The following is a 16,328-nucleotide window of genomic DNA, read 5'->3' on the forward strand; positions in this document are numbered from 1 at the left end:
AATAGTGAACGATGGCGTTCGACGTGCATGAAGGCAGCACCGGGGCAGCGACCCTGCGCTGGCGCGGGCAGGCGCTGGCGGCGGCGCTGGCGGGCTGGGTGCTGGGCACGGCGCTGCAGTTGCAGCAGGGCGCGCTGTGGCCGGCCGGGCGCTACCTGGCGCTGGCGATGGCCGCTGGCGCCGTGGTGGTGCTGGCGCTGTGGCATCGGTCGCGCCGCCCGGTGGCTGGCGCGGCGTTGCTGTGGCTGCTGGCGGCGGCGCTGGCCGCGTTCGCCGTCACCGGCGGGCGCGCGCAGCACCGGCTGGCGCAGCAGCTGGCGCCGGCGCTGGAGGGGCGTGACGTGGTGCTGGTGGGCACCATCGCCCGCATGCCGCAGCGCAGCGCGGTGGGCTGGCGCTTTCGCTTCGACGTCGACGAGGCGCGGCTCGACGGCGCCGCGGTGCGCCTGCCGCCGCGGGTGCAGCTGGCCTGGTACGGCTCGGTCAGCACGGCCGACGAAACCGATGCCGCCCGGCCGCTGGCCGCCGACCTGCGCGCGGGCGACCGCTGGCAGCTCACGGCGCGGCTGAAGGCGCCGCACGGCAACCAGAACCCGCACGGCTTCGACTACGAGCTGTGGCTGTGGGAGCAGGGCCTGCGCGCCACCGGCTACGTGCGCACCGGCCCGCGCGATACGCCGCCGCGCCGGCTGGCGGTGGGCGGCTGGTCGGTCGAGCGCTGGCGCCAGTCGGTGCGCGACCGCATCCTGGGCGGTGCCAACGCGCAAGACGCCGACGCGCGGCGCTTTGCCGGCATCGTGGCGGCGCTGGTGACGGGCGACCAGAACGTGATCGAGCGCGCCGACTGGGACGTGTTCCGCGCCACCGGCGTGGCGCACCTGATGAGCATCTCCGGCCTGCACATCACCATGTTCTCGTGGCTCGCTGTGGCGCTGGTGGGGGCGTTGTGGCGGCGGCTGGGGCGCTGGGCCGGCAGCGCGCGCTGGAACCCCTGCCTGTGGCTGCCGGCGCCCACGGCGGCGCTGGTCGGCGGCGTGGCGCTGGCGGCGGGCTACGCGCTGTTCAGCGGCTGGGGCGTGCCGGCGCAGCGCACGGTGCTGATGCTGGCAACCTTCGCGGGGCTGCGGCTGTCGGGCCTGCGCTGGCCCTGGTGGCTGACCTGGCTGCTGGCCTGCGCCGTGGTGCTGGCGGCGGACCCGTGGGCGCTGCTGCAGGCCGGGTTCTGGCTCAGCTTCGTCGCGGTGGCGATCCTGTTTGCTACTGATTCAAGAGCTTCTGGCGCCCGTGGGGCGGGCGCTGGAGGCCAATTTTTCATCAAACTTCTGCGCGAGCAATGGGTGGTCACACTGGCGCTCACGCCGCTGTCGCTGATCCTGTTCGGGCAGGCCTCGGTGGTGGGCCTGCTGGCCAACCTGCTGGCGATTCCGTGGGTGACGCTGCTGGTCACGCCGCTGGCGCTGGCGGGGGTGCTGTGGGCCCCGCTGTGGCAAGCCGCGGGCTGGGCGCTGGCGCCGCTGGCCTGGGTGCTGCAGGCCCTGGCCGCGTGGCCGTGGGCCAGCGTGCAGATGGCGGCGGCGCCGCTGCTGCCGGGCGTGGCCGCCGTGGCCGGCGGTGTGCTGCTGGCGCTGCGCTGGCCGTGGCCCTGGCGTCTGGCCGGCGTGCCCCTGCTGCTGCCGCTGCTGCTGTGGCAGCCGGCGCGCCCGCCCGCGGGCCAGTTCGAGCTGCTGGCGGCCGACGTGGGGCAGGGCAGCGCCGTCGTCGTGCGCACCGCCGGCCACACGCTGCTGTACGACGCCGGCCCGCGCTATTCGCTGGAGAGCGATGCCGGCCACCGCGTGCTGGTGCCGCTGCTGCGCGCTTTCGGCGAGCGGGTGGACATGCTGCTGCTGAGCCACCGCGACAGCGACCACGTCGGCGGCGCCCGCGCCATCCTGGCCACGCAGCCGGGGGCCAGCGTGCTGTCGTCCATCGAGGACGACCACGAGCTGCAGGGCACGCGCCCTGCCATGCGCTGCCAGGCCGGGCAGCAATGGACGTGGGACGGCGTCGAGTTCAGCGTGCTGCACCCCGACGCCGCCGACTACGCCACCGCAGCCAAGTCCAACGCGCTGAGCTGCGTGCTGCGCGTGCGCGCCGGCGCGCGGGTGGCGCTGCTGGTGGGCGACATCGAGACCGCGCAGGAGCTGCGGCTGGCGGCCCGCCACGACGACCTGCGCGCCGACGTGCTGCTGGTGCCGCACCATGGCAGCCGCACCTCGTCGTCGGCGCCGTTCATCGACGCCGTGCAGCCGCGCTGGGCTCTGGTGCAGTCGGGCTACCGCAACCGCTTCGGCCACCCGGCGCCGGCGGTGCTGGCGCGCTATGCCGAGCGCGGGGCGCGGGTGGTCGATTCGCCCCGTTGTGGTGCCATGCGCTGGCACAGCGGGCGCCCCGACGTGGTGCGCTGCCAGCGCGACGAAGCCCGGCGCTACTGGCACCACGAACCGATGCCGCCCATCGGCGGGCGCTGACGCCGCGCTGGCCCGCGCCTTGCTATCCTTGATCGGTTGGGACTGGATTGGAGGTCGTGGTCATGCACCCGTTCGATGAGATGTATGAAACCCTGGCGGAGGCCGGGACCGCTGGGCATGGCGACGAGGCTGGCCGCCCCATCCGCCCGCACTACCAGGCCTATGCCGGCTGGCTGCGCGCGCAAAGCCACGACGCCATGCGCGCGCGCCGCGACGAGGCCGAGATGATCTTCCGCCGCGTCGGCATCACCTTCGCCGTCTACGGCGCCAAGGACGAGGACGGCGCCGGCACCGAGCGGCTGATTCCGTTCGACCTCATCCCGCGCATCATCCCGGCCGACGAATGGGCCATGTTGGAGCGCGGCCTGGTGCAGCGCGTGACGGCGCTCAACCGCTTCGTCCATGACGTCTACCACGGGCAGGAGATCCTGAAGGCCGGCCTGATCTCGGCCGAGCAGGTGCTGCGCAACAGCCAGTACCGCGCCGTGATGCAGGGCGTGGCGGTGCCCAACCAGATCTATTCGCACATCGCCGGGGTCGACATCGTGCGCGCCGGCAGCGAGGGCGGGCGCGGCCAGTACTACGTGCTGGAGGACAACCTGCGCGTGCCCAGCGGCGTGAGCTACATGCTGGAAGACCGCAAGATGATGATGCGGCTGTTTCCCGGCCTGTTCAGCCAGTACCGCGTGGCGCCCGTGGCGCACTACCCCGACCTGCTGCTGGAAACCCTGCGCGACAGCAGCCCCGCCGCCACCGCCAACCCCACGGTGGTGGTGCTGACGCCCGGCATGTACAACAGCGCCTACTTCGAGCACGCCTTCCTGGCGCAGCAGATGGGTGTGGAACTGGTGGAAGGGCAGGACCTGTTCGTGAAGGATGGCTTCGTCTACATGCGCACCACCGCCGGCCCGCAGCGCGTGGACGTGATCTACCGCCGCGTCGACGACGACTTCATCGACCCGCGGGTGTTCCGCCCCGATTCGACGCTGGGCTGCGCCGGCTTGATGGACGCCTACCGCGCCGGCCACGTGACCATCTGCAACGCCATTGGCACCGGCGTGGCCGACGACAAGTCGATCTACCCCTACGTGCCGAAGATGATCGAGTTCTACCTGGGCGAGCAGCCGATCCTGCACAACGTGCCCACCTACATGTGCCGCGACGCCGACGACCTGAAGTACGTCATGGCCAACATGCACGAGCTGGTGGTGAAAGAGGTGCACGGCGCCGGTGGCTACGGCATGCTGGTGGGCCCGGCCGCCAGCGCGGCCGAGATCGCCGAATTCCGCCGCGCCGTGCAGGCCCGGCCCGACGGCTACATCGCCCAGCCCACGCTCAGCCTGTCGAGCTGCCCGACCTATGTCGACAGCGGCATCGCCCCGCGCCACATCGACCTGCGGCCCTTTGTGCTGTCGGGCAAGGAGGTGCAGATGGTGCCGGGCGGTCTGACGCGCGTGGCGCTGAAGGAAGGCTCGCTGGTCGTCAACTCGTCGCAAGGCGGGGGGACGAAGGACACCTGGGTGCTGGAGGAAGAGGCGGCAGGTTCGCAGCATCAGACCCAGTCGCAAGCCGGGCAGTCCCAATGGCAAAGCCAGTCACAAGGCTATTGAGCACCGCGGAGAAAAAAATGCTGTCCCGCACCGCCGATCATCTCTTCTGGATGTCCCGCTACACCGAGCGGGCTGTTCTGTCCGCGCCAGCGGACAGGGTGCGCAGCACCACAACACCGCCGCGCGCGCCAGCGCGCCGGGGTTCGAGGCCTTACTGGAACTGACCCATGCTGTCCCGCACCGCCGACCACCTCTTCTGGATGTCCCGCTACACCGAGCGGGCCGAGAACACCGCCCGCATGCTCAGCGTGCACCACGACACCTCGCTGCTGCCGCAGTCGGCGGCGGTGTCGCAGCTCGGCTGGCTGGGCGTGCTGTCGCTCAGCGAGCTGCTGCCCGCCTATGCCGCGCGGCATGGCGAGGTCACGCCCGAGGGCGTGATGCGCTTCATGGTGCTGGACGAGGAGAATCCCGCCTCCATCCTGGCCTGCCTGAAGGCCGCGCGCGAGAACGCCCGCGCCGTGCGCGGCACGCTGACGACCGAGGTGTGGGAGACCCTGAACCAGACCTGGCTGGAGGGCCAGCGCCTGGCGCGCGAGGGCCGCTTCGCGCGCGATCCGGCCGAGTTCTTCGAATGGGTCAAGTTCCGCTCCAACCTGTCGCGCGGCGTCACGCTGGGCACCATGCTGCAGGACGAATCGTTCCACTTCCTGCGCATGGGCACCTTTCTGGAGCGGGCCGACAACACCGCGCGCATCCTGGACGTGAAGTTCCACGCCGTGGAAAGCGAGTTCTTCGGCAGCGCCAGCGAGCGCGATCTGGAGTACGACTTCTACCACTGGTCGGCCATCCTGCGCAGCGTCAGCGCGTTCGAGATCTACCGCCGCGTGTACCGCGACGTCATCGTGCCCGAGCGCGTGGCCGAACTGCTGATGCTGCGCGAGGCCATGCCGCGCTCGCTGCACCACTGCATGAGTGCCGTGATGGACAACCTGCGCCTGGTCGGCGCCGAGCCGCAGGGCGAAACCATGCGCCACGCCGGCCGCCTGCGCTCGGACCTGCGCTACGGCCACATCGACGAAATCCTGGCGACCGGGCTGCACGCCTTTCTGACGCAGTTCCTCGACCGCGTGAACCAGCTGGGCGCGCACATCAGCCGCGATTTCCTGGTGCCTTCGTTGGGGTAAGGCGCGTTTCCGCAGCGTTGGCCGGCTACTCCTTGTTTGATAGCTGGTTGCGCTTGCTGCATATTGATTTCAGAAGAAAATGATCTGAAATCCTTTCTGGGCGTGCGCACGCAGCTATCGTTCTTGAAGTTCAGCCCCGCATCGCCAGCATCACCTCCTGCCCCAGGTCGATCACCGACATGGCGTAGTAGCTGCTCCAGTTGTAGCGCGTGATGACGTAGAAGTTCTCGGTGCCGGCCACGTACTCGGGCTCGTTGCCGGGGCGGGCGGGGTCGCCGTTCTGCAGTTCGATCAGCGCGAACTTGCCGGGGTGCGACAGGCCGCCGTGCATCGGCAGCGCGCCCTTGGCGGCAAAGCTGTCGGCGCTGAAGGAGGGCAGGATGTCGGGTGCCAGCAAGGCGTCCATCTGCGCCTCGGGTGCCAGCCGCACCGGGTAGTGCGTGCGCAGGCCGGGCTGCCAGCCGTGGCCGACGAAGTAGTTGGCCACCGAGCCGATCACGTCGGCCTCGCTGTTCCACAGATCGATGCGGCCATCGCCGTCGTAGTCGATGGCGTACCTGACCCAGCTCGACGGCATGAACTGAGGCATGCCCATGGCGCCGGCGTAGCTGCCCAGGGGGGTGAGCGGGTCCATGCCGGTGCGGTGGCTCAAGGACAGGAACTGCTCCAGCTCGTCCTGGAAGAAGGCCTGGCGCGCCTGCGCGCGCGGGTGCTGGGGCGGGAAGTCGAAGGTCAACGTGGCCAGCGCGTCGAGCACGCGGAAGTTGCCCATCACCTGGCCATAGATGGTTTCGACGCCGACGATGCCGACGACGATCTCGGGCGGCACACCGAACTGCGACTGCGCGCGGGCCAGCGTGGTGTGGTTGCGCTCCCAGAAGCGCACGCCAGCGCGGATGCGCACCGGGTCGATGAAGCGGCTGCGGTACACGCGCCAGTTCTTAGCCGTGCCGCGCGGCGCCGGCAGCATCAGGCGCGGTACGTTGGGCAGGAACACCGCCTGGCCGATCATGCCGCGCACCCACTCCGCCGGCAGGCCGCGCCGCGCCGCCAGGTCGTCGGCAAAGCGCATGGCATCCGCGCGCTCGGCGTAGTAGGTCTCGGGAGCCGGCTCGCTGCGCGCCCTTCTTGCACGATTTTGGGCGATGGACGGCGTGGATACGGCGCTAGCAGCTGCACAAAGTGTAGCAAGCAGGCGCCGACGGTCGAACAGGGGAAGGGGAGCGGACATGAAGAGTTTTAGCGCTGGCGCGGCCAGGCCATGCGTTGAAAGTCGCGCTGCAGTGTAGCGAGGCTGGCACTGCCCGCTGCGGCAGGTGCGTAACGAAGGCGCTCCAGCGCAAGCAGCCAGTCGGTGAGTTGCTGCCGCAGCTCGGGCGGCAGCGCGCTTTGCGATACGCGCTGCACCAGCGCGCGCGGCGGCGCCTGCGGCGGTGTGTCGATGCCGGCTTCGTCCAGCCGGCGGCGCGCGCGCGCCAGCAGGCGCAGCCAGGGGTCGTGCTGGCTGCGCTCCCAGCGCGCCCAGGCGAAGCCGCCCAGCGCGGCGGCCGCCAGCAGGCCGGCGATGATGCGGGCCAGGTCCTGCCAGCTCGGGCTTTCGAAGCCCAGGTTCTTGAGCAGGTCGAACTGGCGGCTTTGCGTGTAGTTCAGCACCGACTGGTTCCAGCGGTTGTTCACGGCTTCCCAGGTGGCGCGCAACTGCGCCAGCAGCGTGGGGCTGAGCGTGCCGATGGCACCAGCGATGGCGCCATCCGGCGCGCGCAGACGTTGGTACTGGCCGATGCGGCCCGGCATCACCGAGCCCGTCGGGTCGATGCGTACCCAGCCGCGGCCTTCGAACCACACCTCGGTCCAGGCGTGGGCGTCGGCGTTGCGCACCGTCCAGTAGCCGTCCACGCTGTTCATTTCGCCGCCCTGAAAGCCGGTGACGATGCGTGCCGGCACGCCGGCGGCGCGCAGCAACACCACGAAGGCGGAACTGATGTGCTCGCAGAAGCCTTGTTTTGTGTCGAACCAGAACTCGTCGGCCGTGTGCTGGCCGTAGACGCCGGGCTCCAGCGTGTAGGTGTAGCCGCCGGTGCGCAGGCGCTCCAGTGAGGCGCGCACCACGGCGTCGGGGTCGCCGCCGGTGCTTTGCCGCAGCTCGTCGGCCAGCGCCAGGGTGCGCGGGTTGAAGCCGTTGGGCAACTGCAGATCGGCCGAAAAGTCGCGCCGCGGGCGCTGGTCCCAGCCTGTCAGCCCGTAGCGAAACTGCGGGTGGCTCTCGGCGCGGTAGCGCAGCAGGTCGGTGATGGGGCGGTAAGTCAGCCACTGCATGTCGGCCGTCATGCGGGCATGGCGGTTGGCGGGCAGTTGCAGCGGGGCGCCGGCCACGTCCAGCGTCAGCAGCCAGGGGCGGTTGCTGGGCTCCAGCGTGACCTCGTAGCGGATCGGCTCGCCGCTCACCTGCAGGTCGGCCGGGCCGGGGGCCAAGGCGGCGTCGAAGCCGTCGCCGCCGCCACGCGATGTCCAGTTGCGGCCGTCAAAGCGGGTCAGCACCGGGCCGCGGAAGTACAGCTCGCGCTGCGGCGGAGGCGCGCCGTCGAACTTGATGCGCATGGCAATGCCTTCGTCCAGCGCCAGCTCGGCGACGTTGCCTACCTGCATGCTGGACGACAGCCCGCTGCGCCCGGTGAGCGCATCGCTGGGAATGCCCCACAGCGGCGCAAAGCGCGGGAAGAACACGAACAGCGCAATCATCACCGGCGCGCCCGCCAGCGCCATCTTGCCGGCCACCCAGGCCGATTCACGCAGGCTGGGCTGGCCCACGGGCCGGTGCGCATTGACCAGCGCCGTCAGCAGGCCCAGCAGCGCCACCAGCATGGCGGCGGCCACGGGCAGCGACTGCGAGTAGAAAAAGTTGGTCAGCATGGCGAAGAAGCCGAGGAAGAAGATGACCAGCGCATCGCGCCGGGCGCGCAGTTCCATCGTCTTCAGCGCCAGCAGCATCACCACCAGCGTCACGCCGGCGTCGCGCCCCAGCAGCGTGCGGTGTGTGGCCCAGGTGGCGGCCAGCGTGACCAGCAGCAGCCCCACCAGCCACCAACGGCCCGGCAGCGGCCGGCCGTTCAGCGCCAGCCAGCCGCGCCACACCAGCACCGCCGCCGCCAGCACGCTGGCCCACACCGGCAGGTGGGCGACCTGCGGCAGGATGACCCAGGCCACCACGACCAGCAGGAACAGCGTGTCGCGCGTCTCGCGTGGCAGGTGGGCGAAGCGGCCCAGCAGCGAGGGCCGTGTCGGCGCGGCGGCAGCGGGGCTCAGCATGTGGCCAACGCCTCCAGGCAGCGCAGGCGCTGGGCCGGGCCGCTGGCCGGCTTGATCTCGATGCCGGGCAGGCGCAGGCCGTAGTCCAGCCCTTGCTCGTCGGCCAGCAGCACCCAGGCGGCCAGGCGCGAAAGGCGGCCTTCCACGTCCAGCCCACCGACGCGGGCGAAGTCCAGCCACAGCTCCTGCCGCTGCATGTGCAGCGTGTCGCGGCTGACCAGTTCATCCGACTTGGCGAACTTCTTCCACACGATCAGCTTCATCGGGTCGCCGCGCTGGTAGGCGCGCACGCCGTCGAACTCGCCCGAGGCGCGCGCACCGCCGGCCAGGCCCGCGCCCGAGCGCGGCTCACCGGGCGGCAGGGCCGGCGGCATGGGCTCTGGCGCCGGCCACACCAGCACCTGCGCAGCCGGGCGCCACACCGTCCAGACGCGGAAGGTGCCGAGCGGAAAGCGCGTCTCGGCCGTCAGCGTGGGCACGCGGTGCAAGCCGCGCCGCGCGGGCTTGAAGCTGACCTGGACCGTGGCCTCGCCCTGCGCCGGCACGTCGGCCCACGACCAGTGGTCGGTGTCGAGCAACGCCACGCCAATGGCATGGCGCGGTGTGCGGCGGGCGTTGACCAGCTTCACATCCAGCGTGGCCAGCCCGCCGGCGAACAGCGGCTGCGGCGGCAGCAGGTGCAGCCGCAGGCCGCGCAGCGTGCCGTGGCACACCACCATGCCGGCCGCCGCGCTGCCGGCCAGCAAAAAGGTGAGCAGGTAGCCCAGGTTGAGTTGGTAGTTGATGCTGCCGATCAGCAGCACGATCAGCGTGCTGGCCAGCATCCAGCCGGCGCGGGTGGGCAGGATGTAGACGTTGCGCTGCGTCAGCAGCAGGCTGTCGGACAGCGGCAGCCGGTCGTGCCACCACCGGCGCACGCGCGCACTGGCGCGGGCGCGCAGGGCCCACCAGGGCAGGGCAGTGGCGGGGGCAGTGGTCATGGCAGGGATGGAGTCGGCACCGGGCGCGGAGGTTCAACGCGGGCGAATGAAGTTCAATAAAGATAGCTGTTCGCGCTCGTCATTCCTTGATTTCAGATGGTTTTGTCTTGAAATCAAGGTGTGATCAGCGCAAGCCACTATGAAAATAAAAGCATCAGGGCAGCGGCACCGCATCGATCATGGCCCGCACCTGCTCCACCGCGCCACGCCCGGCATCGCTGACGGGAATCATGCGGTGTGCCACGCACTGCGGCAGGATGGCCTGCACGTCGTCCGGCGCCACGTAGTCGCGCCCGGCGATCAGCGCCTGCGCCCGTGCGGCGCGCATCAGCGCGATGCCGGCGCGTGGCGACAGGCCCTGCAAGAACCAGCGGCCGTTGCGCGTGGCGGCGACCAGGTCTTGCACGTAGTCCAGCAGCGGCTCGGCCACGTGCACGCGGCCCACGGCCTGCTGCAGGGTGGCCAACTCCTGGGTGTTCAGCAGCGCCGGCAGCGTCTCCAGCATGTCGCGGCGGCCGTGGCCGGCCAGCAGTTCGCGCTCGGCGGCGCGCTCGGGGTAGCTCAGGCTGATGCGCATCAGGAAGCGATCCAGCTGCGACTCGGGCAACGCATAGGTGCCCAACTGGTCGTGCGGGTTCTGCGTGGCGATGACGAAGAACGGCCAGGGCAGGGCGCGCGTCTCGCCCTCCACGCTGACCTGCTTTTCTTCCATCGCCTCCAGCAGCGCCGACTGCGTCTTGGGGCTGGCGCGGTTGATCTCGTCGGCCAGCAGCACCTGCGCGAACACCGGGCCGGGGTGGAACACGAAGCGCTCCTGCCCGCGGTCGTACACCGACACGCCCGACAGGTCGCTCGGCATCAGGTCGGCCGTGAACTGCACGCGCGAGAACTGCAGCCCGAAGGTGCGCGCCAGCGCGTGCGCCAGCGTGGTCTTGCCCACGCCCGGCACGTCCTCGATCAGCAGGTGCCCACCCGCCAGCAGGCAGGCCACGCCGTCCTGCACCTGGCCCGGCTTGCCGACCATCACCGTGTTAAGCTGATCCAGAATGGTCTGGATTTTTCGTGTCACGTCCATGCAAGTAAGGTAACGGATATTCCATGCCGTATCGTGAAAAGAGGAGACCATCGTGGGTAAAACCGGGTATTTCACACATCCCGATTGCCGCAAGCATGAAATGGGTGCAGGGCACCCCGAATGCCCTGAGCGGCTTGACGCCATCGAAGACCGGCTGCTGATCACCGGCGTCAGCGATGCACTCGACCGGCGCGAGGCCACGCCCGCCGCCATGGGCGAATTGCTGCTGGCGCACGGCCGGCGCCACGTGGCCGCGCTGCGCGGCCTGAACGACATCCTGATCGAGGAAATGGACGCCGGCGGCCCCGACCGCTACTCGCTCGACCCCGACACCTCGATGAACCGCCACACCTACCGCGCCGCGCTGCTGTCGGCCGGTGCCGCCATCGACGCGGTGGACGCGGTGGTCACCGGCGAGCTGGAAAACGCCTTCTGCGCCACGCGCCCGCCCGGTCACCACGCCACGCGCAACCAGGCCATGGGCTTCTGCTTCTTCAGCAACGTGGCGGTGGCCGCCAAGTACGCCTGCGAGCGCCACGGCATGAAGCGCGTGGCCATCATCGACTTCGACGTGCACCACGGCAACGGCACCGAGGACATCGTGGCCGGCGACGAGCGCATCCTGATGTGCAGCTTCTTCCAGCACCCGTTCTACCCCGAGGGTGGCACGCTGAAGAACGACGCCAACCTCGTCAACTGCCCCGTGCCGGCCTACACCAAGGGCATGGACGTGCGCGAGCTGGTCGAGATGATGTGGATGCCGCGCCTGGAAGAACACCAGCCCGAGATGATCTTCATCAGCGCCGGCTTTGACGCCCACCGCGAGGACGACATGGGCCAGCTCGGCCTGACCGAGCAGGACTACGCCTGGATGACCGACCGCATCAAGTCGGTGGCGCAGCGCTTTGCCAAGGGCCGCATCGTCAGCTGCCTGGAAGGCGGCTACAACCTGTCGGCCCTGGCGCGCAGTGTGGAGGCACACCTGCGCGTGCTGGCAGATGTCTGAGTTTCAAGCCAGATTGGCCTGTAGCCGGCGTGGATGCTGCGCAGGCAGCTATTGAAAACACAGTGATCGTGAGGCCTTGAACATGAGCGATGCCGCTGCCGAAGTCGACACCCCGGTGCGCCACGAGCGCGATGCGCGCGGCGTGCACCGGCTGACGCTGAACACCCCGAAATCCTTCAACGTGTTGAGCGAAGCGGTGCTGACCGAGCTGCAGCGCCAGCTTGACCTGATCGCCGCCGACGAGGGCGCGCGCGTGCTGGTCATCGCCGCCGAGGGCAAGGCCTTCTGTGCCGGCCACGATCTCAAGCAGATGAAGGCCAGCCCGCAGCTCGACTACTACCAGCGCCTGTTCGCCCAGTGCAGCAAGATGATGCTGTCGCTGCTGAAACTGCCCGTGCCAGTCATCGCGCGCGTGCAGGGCCTGGCCACGGCGGCCGGCTGCCAGCTGGTGGCCCAGTGCGACCTGGCGGTGGCCGTGGATTCGGCGCGCTTCGGCGTCAACGGCATCGACGTCGGCCTGTTCTGCTCCACCCCCAGCGTGCCGCTGGTGCGCAACATGCAGCCCAAGCAGGCCATGGAGATGCTGCTCACCGGCGGCTTCATCGACGCCGCCGAGGCCAGGGCGCGCGGCCTGGTCAACCGCGTGGTGCCGGCCGAACAGCTCGACGCCACGGTGGACGAACTCGTCGGTGCCGTCCTGGCCAAGCCGCGCGAGGCCATTGCCACCGGCAAGCAGTTGTTCTACCAGCAGCGCGAACTCGGCATCGAGGCCGCCTACCAGCTGGCCGGCCAGACCATGGCCTGCAACATGATGTTCGACGCGGCGCAGGAAGGCGTTCAGGCCTTCATCGACAAGCGCGCGCCGGCCTGGCGCCAGGCCGCGGGTTGAGCACGCTGCCTATAATCAAAAAAGCACGGTCGTGCGATTCGGCGCGCAGTGTCGCCGGGGCGATGCTGGCGGGCCGCAGCGGCGGGCACTGAACTAGAATGGATTTCAGGCCCGGCGCAACGCCCGGCACGCGAACAAACATCAACACAGGAGATTTCCAGATATGAAAGCACTCGTCGCCGTCAAGCGCGTGGTGGACTACAACGTCAAAGTGCGCGTGAAGTCCGACCAGACCGGCGTGGACATTGCCAACGTCAAGATGAGCATGAACCCCTTCGACGAGATCGCCGTCGAAGAAGCCGTGCGCCTGAAGGAAAAGGGTGTCGTCACTGAAATCATCGCCGTCTCCTGCGGCGACGCCAAGAGCCAGGAAACCCTGCGCACCGCCATGGCCATTGGCGCCGACCGCGGCATCCTGGTCGAGACCAGCGAAGAGCTGCAGCCCCTGGCCGTCGCCAAGCTGCTGAAAGCCGTGCAGGACAAGGAGCAGGCCCAGCTCATCATCCTGGGCAAGCAGGCCATCGACGACGACGCCAACCAGACCGGCCAGATGCTGGCCGCGCTGGCCGACCTGCCGCAAGCGACGTTTGCCAGCAAGGTCGAGATCGAAGGCGACAAGGCCAAGGTCACGCGCGAAGTCGACGGCGGCCTGGAAACCATCGCCATCGGCCTGCCGGCCGTCATCACCACCGACCTGCGCCTGAACGAGCCGCGCTACGTCACGCTGCCCAACATCATGAAGGCCAAGAAGAAGCAGCTCGACGTGATGAAGCCCGAGGACCTGGGCGTCGACGTCACGCCGCGCCTGAAGACCCTGAAAGTCTCCGAGCCGCCCAAGCGCGGCGCCGGCATCAAGGTGCCCGACGTGGCCACGCTGGTCGACAAGCTCAAGAACGAAGCCAAAGTGATCTGAACAAGAGGGTAGACAAGACATGACCGCACTCGTCATCGCCGAACACGACAACGCCAGCATCAAGGGCGCCACCCTCAACACCGTCACCGCCGCCGCAGCCTGCGGGGGCGACGTGCATGTGCTGGTCGCCGGCCACAACGCCGGTGCCGCCGCCGAAGCCGCATCGAAGATCGCCGGTGTGGCCAAGGTGCTGCACGCCGACAGCGAAGCCTTCGCCCACGGCCTGGCCGAGAACGTGGCCGCCCAGGTGCTGGCCGTGGCCGGAAACTACAGCCACATCCTGTTCCCGGCCACCGCCAGCGGCAAGAACGTCGCCCCGCGGGTGGCCGCCAAGCTGGACGTGGCCCAGATCTCCGACATCATCAAGGTCGACGGCCCCGACACCTTCGAGCGCCCGATCTACGCCGGCAACGCCATCGCCACCGTACAGAGCGCCGACGCCACCAAGGTCATCACCGTGCGCACCACCGGCTTCGACGCCGCTGCCGCCTCGGGCGGCAGTGCCGCGGTCGAGACCGTCAGCGCCACCGCCGACAGCGGCAAGAGCAGCTTCGTCGGCCAGGAAATCGCCAAGAGCGACCGCCCCGAGCTGACCGCGGCCAAGATCATCGTCTCCGGCGGCCGCGCCCTGGGCAGCGCCGAGAAGTTCAATGAAGTGATGACCCCGCTGGCCGACAAGCTGGGTGCCGCCATCGGCGCCAGCCGCGCCGCCGTGGATGCGGGCTACGCGCCCAACGACCTGCAGGTCGGCCAGACCGGCAAGATCGTGGCGCCGCAGCTGTACATCGCCGCGGGCATCTCGGGCGCGATCCAGCACCTGGCCGGCATGAAGGACAGCAAGGTCATCGTGGCCATCAACAAGGACCCCGAGGCGCCGATCTTCAGTGTGGCCGACTATGGGCTGGAGGCCGATCTGTTCACGGCGGTGCCGGAGCTGGTCAAGGCCCTTTGATCCGGGGCGCGCCCCGCTGGCCGGGGCGCCACCTGTTGTCTTGCAAGGGCATCGTGCGCGATGCCCTTTTGTTTTTTCCGGAAGAACCCGTTTGAGGAGCGAGCAATGAGCTACAAGGCCCCCGTCAAGGACATGCTGTTCAACATCGAGCATCTGGCGCGCATCGATCAGGTCGCGCAGATGCCCGGCTTCGAGGATGCCGGCCTCGAGACCGCGCAGGCCGTGCTGGAAGAGTGCGCGCGCTTCAACGAGGAGGTGGTGGCGCCGCTCAACTTCGAGGCCGACAAGGCGCCCTCCAGCCATTCGGGCACCAGCGTCACCACCAGCAAGGGCTTCAAGGAAGCCTACAAGCAATACACCGAAGGCGGCTGGCAGGGCCTGCAGCACCCGGCCGATTTCGGCGGCCAGGGCCTGCCCAAGACCATCGGCTCGGCCTGCGGCGAAATCCTGAACTCGGCCAACCTGAGCTTTGCGCTGTGCCCGCTGCTGACCGACGGCGCCATCGAGGCGCTGCTGACGGCCGGCGGCGACGAGCTGAAGGCCACCTATCTCGAGAAGCTGATCTCCGGCGAATGGACCGGCACCATGAACCTGACCGAGCCGCAGGCCGGCAGCGACCTGGCCGCCGTGCGCTCGCGCGCCGAGCCGCAGCCGGACGGCACCTACAAGGTCTTCGGCACCAAGATCTTCATCACCTACGGCGAGCACGACATGGCCGACAACATCGTGCACCTGGTGCTGGCCCGCGTGCAGGGCGCGCCCGAGGGCGTGAAGGGCATCAGCCTGTTCGTGGTGCCGAAGTTCATGGTGAACCAGGACGGCTCGCTGGGCGATCGCAACGACGTCTACTGCGTCAGCATCGAGCACAAGATGGGCATCAAGGCCAGCCCCACCGCCGTGCTGCAGTACGGCGACCACGGCGGCGCCATCGGCTACCTGGTGGGCGAGGAGAACCGTGGCCTCGAATACATGTTCATCATGATGAACGCCGCGCGCTACGCCGTGGGCGTGCAGGGCATCGCCATTGCCGAGCGCGCCTACCAGAAGGCCGTGCAGTACGCGCAGGAGCGCGTGCAGAGCCGCCCGGTCGACGGCAGCGTGAAGGGCGCCGCCACCATCATCCACCACCCCGACGTGCGCCGCATGCTGATGACCATGCGCGCCCTCACCGAAGGCTGCCGCGCCATGTCCAGCGTGGCCGCCGCCGCCTACGACGCCGCGCACCACCACCCCGATGCGGAAGTGCGCAAGCAGAACCAGACCTTCTACGAATTCATGGTGCCGCTGGTCAAGGGCTACAGCACCGAGATGAGCCTGGAAGCCACCGACCTGGGCGTGCAGGTGCACGGCGGCATGGGCTTCATTGAGGAAACCGGCGCCGCGCAGTATTACCGCGACGCCAAGATCCTGACCATCTACGAAGGCACCAGCGCCATCCAGGCCAACGACCTGGTCGGCCGCAAGACGGCGCGCGACGGCGGCCAGACCGCCAAGGCCATTGCGGCGCAGATCGAGGCGACCGAGAAGGAACTGGCCGCCGGCAGCGCCGATGCACAGGCCGTCGCCCGCCGCCTGAAAGCCGCGCGCCAGGCCTTCATCGACGTGGTCGACTTCATCGCCGCGCAGGCCAAGGCCGACCCCAACGCCGCCTACGCCGGCAGCGTGCCCTACATGCTGCTGGCCGGCAACCTGGTGGCTGGCTGGCAACTGGGCCGCGCGCTGCTCGTGGCCGAGAAGGCGCTGGCCGGCGGCAGCAACGATGCCGGCTTCATGAAGGCCAAAATAGCCACCGCGCGCTTCTACGCCGACCACATCCTGACCCGCGCCCCCGGCACGCGCGACGCCATCGTGGAAGGCGCGGACAGCGTGATGGCGCTGCCGATGGACGCGTTCTGAGCGCCAGCCGGCGCCGCTTGAACGAGCGCTTGCTTCGATAACAGGAGCTGCTTGCGCCTTCTGC

General features: G+C 69.3%; 13 protein-coding genes. 9 read left to right on the top strand and 4 right to left on the bottom strand.

From position 1 onward, the window contains the following. Positions 1 to 11 precede the first annotated feature (11 nt). The 4 genes from ACFSCU_RS12070 (at position 12) to ACFSCU_RS12085 (ending at position 5,247) form a co-directional block, all read left to right on the top strand. Entirely contained in the window at positions 12 to 2,510 is a 2,499-nt protein-coding gene (locus ACFSCU_RS12070; protein WP_377560788.1) for a DNA internalization-related competence protein ComEC/Rec2, read from the top strand. Between the two features lie 62 nt (positions 2,511 to 2,572). Next, on the top strand, positions 2,573 to 4,120 hold the full coding sequence (locus ACFSCU_RS12075) for a circularly permuted type 2 ATP-grasp protein (RefSeq protein WP_377560789.1): 1,548 nt from the start codon (positions 2,573 to 2,575) through the stop codon (positions 4,118 to 4,120). Between the two features lie 17 nt (positions 4,121 to 4,137). Further along, positions 4,138 to 4,284 carry an alpha-E domain-containing protein gene (locus tag ACFSCU_RS12080; RefSeq protein ID WP_180551382.1) on the top strand — a complete coding sequence of 49 codons (147 nt, stop codon included), beginning with the start codon at positions 4,138 to 4,140 and terminating at the stop codon, positions 4,282 to 4,284. A gap of 3 nt (positions 4,285 to 4,287) precedes the next feature. Then, positions 4,288 to 5,247, top strand: coding sequence for an alpha-E domain-containing protein (locus tag ACFSCU_RS12085; protein WP_180551383.1), 960 nt, complete (start codon positions 4,288 to 4,290; stop codon positions 5,245 to 5,247). 130 nt (positions 5,248 to 5,377) lie between these two features. Here the strand turns inward: ACFSCU_RS12085 and mltB are convergent, their stop codons facing one another. The 4 genes from mltB to ACFSCU_RS12105 form a co-directional block, all read right to left on the bottom strand. Beyond that, the gene (gene mltB / locus ACFSCU_RS12090) at positions 5,378 to 6,478 is read right to left on the bottom strand and encodes a lytic murein transglycosylase B (RefSeq protein WP_377560790.1); all 1,101 of its coding nucleotides are present in this window, start codon (positions 6,476 to 6,478) and stop codon (positions 5,378 to 5,380) included. Between the two features lie 8 nt (positions 6,479 to 6,486). Next, positions 6,487 to 8,553 (bottom strand): transglutaminase TgpA family protein, encoded by a 2,067-nt coding sequence (locus ACFSCU_RS12095; RefSeq protein ID WP_377560791.1) that lies wholly within the window; start codon positions 8,551 to 8,553, stop codon positions 6,487 to 6,489. Beyond that, on the bottom strand, positions 8,547 to 9,533 hold the full coding sequence (locus ACFSCU_RS12100) for a DUF58 domain-containing protein (RefSeq protein ID WP_377560793.1): 987 nt from the start codon (positions 9,531 to 9,533) through the stop codon (positions 8,547 to 8,549). Before ACFSCU_RS12100 ends, ACFSCU_RS12095 begins: the two co-directional genes overlap by 7 nt. A gap of 154 nt (positions 9,534 to 9,687) precedes the next feature. Next, positions 9,688 to 10,608, bottom strand: a complete 921-nt coding sequence (locus ACFSCU_RS12105) for an AAA family ATPase (protein ID WP_180551384.1) — start codon at positions 10,606 to 10,608, stop codon at positions 9,688 to 9,690. Positions 10,609 to 10,660: 52 nt separating this feature from the next. Between ACFSCU_RS12105 and ACFSCU_RS12110 the strand changes: the two genes are divergently transcribed. The 5 genes from ACFSCU_RS12110 (at position 10,661) to ACFSCU_RS12130 (ending at position 16,264) form a co-directional block, all read left to right on the top strand. Beyond that, entirely contained in the window at positions 10,661 to 11,614 is a 954-nt protein-coding gene (locus ACFSCU_RS12110) for a histone deacetylase family protein (RefSeq protein ID WP_180551385.1), read from the top strand. A gap of 82 nt (positions 11,615 to 11,696) precedes the next feature. Next, a complete protein-coding gene (locus tag ACFSCU_RS12115; protein WP_333708181.1) occupies positions 11,697 to 12,503 on the top strand; it encodes an enoyl-CoA hydratase in 807 nt (268 codons plus the stop codon). Between the two features lie 163 nt (positions 12,504 to 12,666). Continuing rightward, positions 12,667 to 13,416: an electron transfer flavoprotein subunit beta/FixA family protein gene (locus ACFSCU_RS12120; protein WP_180551386.1), complete on the top strand. Its 750-nt coding sequence runs from the start codon at positions 12,667 to 12,669 to the stop codon at positions 13,414 to 13,416. A gap of 19 nt (positions 13,417 to 13,435) precedes the next feature. Further along, positions 13,436 to 14,368, top strand: coding sequence for an electron transfer flavoprotein subunit alpha/FixB family protein (locus ACFSCU_RS12125; protein ID WP_180551387.1), 933 nt, complete (start codon positions 13,436 to 13,438; stop codon positions 14,366 to 14,368). Between the two features lie 105 nt (positions 14,369 to 14,473). After that, positions 14,474 to 16,264, top strand: coding sequence for an acyl-CoA dehydrogenase (locus tag ACFSCU_RS12130; protein WP_180551388.1), 1,791 nt, complete (start codon positions 14,474 to 14,476; stop codon positions 16,262 to 16,264). Positions 16,265 to 16,328: the final 64 nt, after the last annotated feature.

Origin of the sequence: Ottowia beijingensis, from assembly GCF_042680925.1 — a bacterium.
GTDB classification, from domain to species: domain Bacteria; phylum Pseudomonadota; class Gammaproteobacteria; order Burkholderiales; family Burkholderiaceae_C; genus Ottowia; species Ottowia beijingensis.

Bases quoted from the DNA above. Each gene is read 5' to 3' on its own strand.
- ACFSCU_RS12070 (WP_377560788.1), top strand. From the start codon at position 12: ATGGCGTTCGACGTGCATGAAGGCAGCACCGGGGCAGCGACCCTGCGC.
- ACFSCU_RS12130 (WP_180551388.1), top strand. From the start codon at position 14,474: ATGAGCTACAAGGCCCCCGTCAAGGACATGCTGTTCAACATCGAGCAT.
- ACFSCU_RS12075 (WP_377560789.1), top strand. From the start codon at position 2,573: ATGCACCCGTTCGATGAGATGTATGAAACCCTGGCGGAGGCCGGGACC.
- ACFSCU_RS12095 (WP_377560791.1), bottom strand. From the start codon at position 8,553: ATGCTGAGCCCCGCTGCCGCCGCGCCGACACGGCCCTCGCTGCTGGGC.
- mltB (WP_377560790.1), bottom strand. From the start codon at position 6,478: ATGTCCGCTCCCCTTCCCCTGTTCGACCGTCGGCGCCTGCTTGCTACA.
- ACFSCU_RS12100 (WP_377560793.1), bottom strand. From the start codon at position 9,533: ATGACCACTGCCCCCGCCACTGCCCTGCCCTGGTGGGCCCTGCGCGCC.
- ACFSCU_RS12115 (WP_333708181.1), top strand. From the start codon at position 11,697: ATGAGCGATGCCGCTGCCGAAGTCGACACCCCGGTGCGCCACGAGCGC.
- ACFSCU_RS12085 (WP_180551383.1), top strand. From the start codon at position 4,288: ATGCTGTCCCGCACCGCCGACCACCTCTTCTGGATGTCCCGCTACACC.
- ACFSCU_RS12080 (WP_180551382.1), top strand. From the start codon at position 4,138: ATGCTGTCCCGCACCGCCGATCATCTCTTCTGGATGTCCCGCTACACC.
- ACFSCU_RS12125 (WP_180551387.1), top strand. From the start codon at position 13,436: ATGACCGCACTCGTCATCGCCGAACACGACAACGCCAGCATCAAGGGC.
- ACFSCU_RS12120 (WP_180551386.1), top strand. From the start codon at position 12,667: ATGAAAGCACTCGTCGCCGTCAAGCGCGTGGTGGACTACAACGTCAAA.
- ACFSCU_RS12105 (WP_180551384.1), bottom strand. From the start codon at position 10,608: ATGGACGTGACACGAAAAATCCAGACCATTCTGGATCAGCTTAACACG.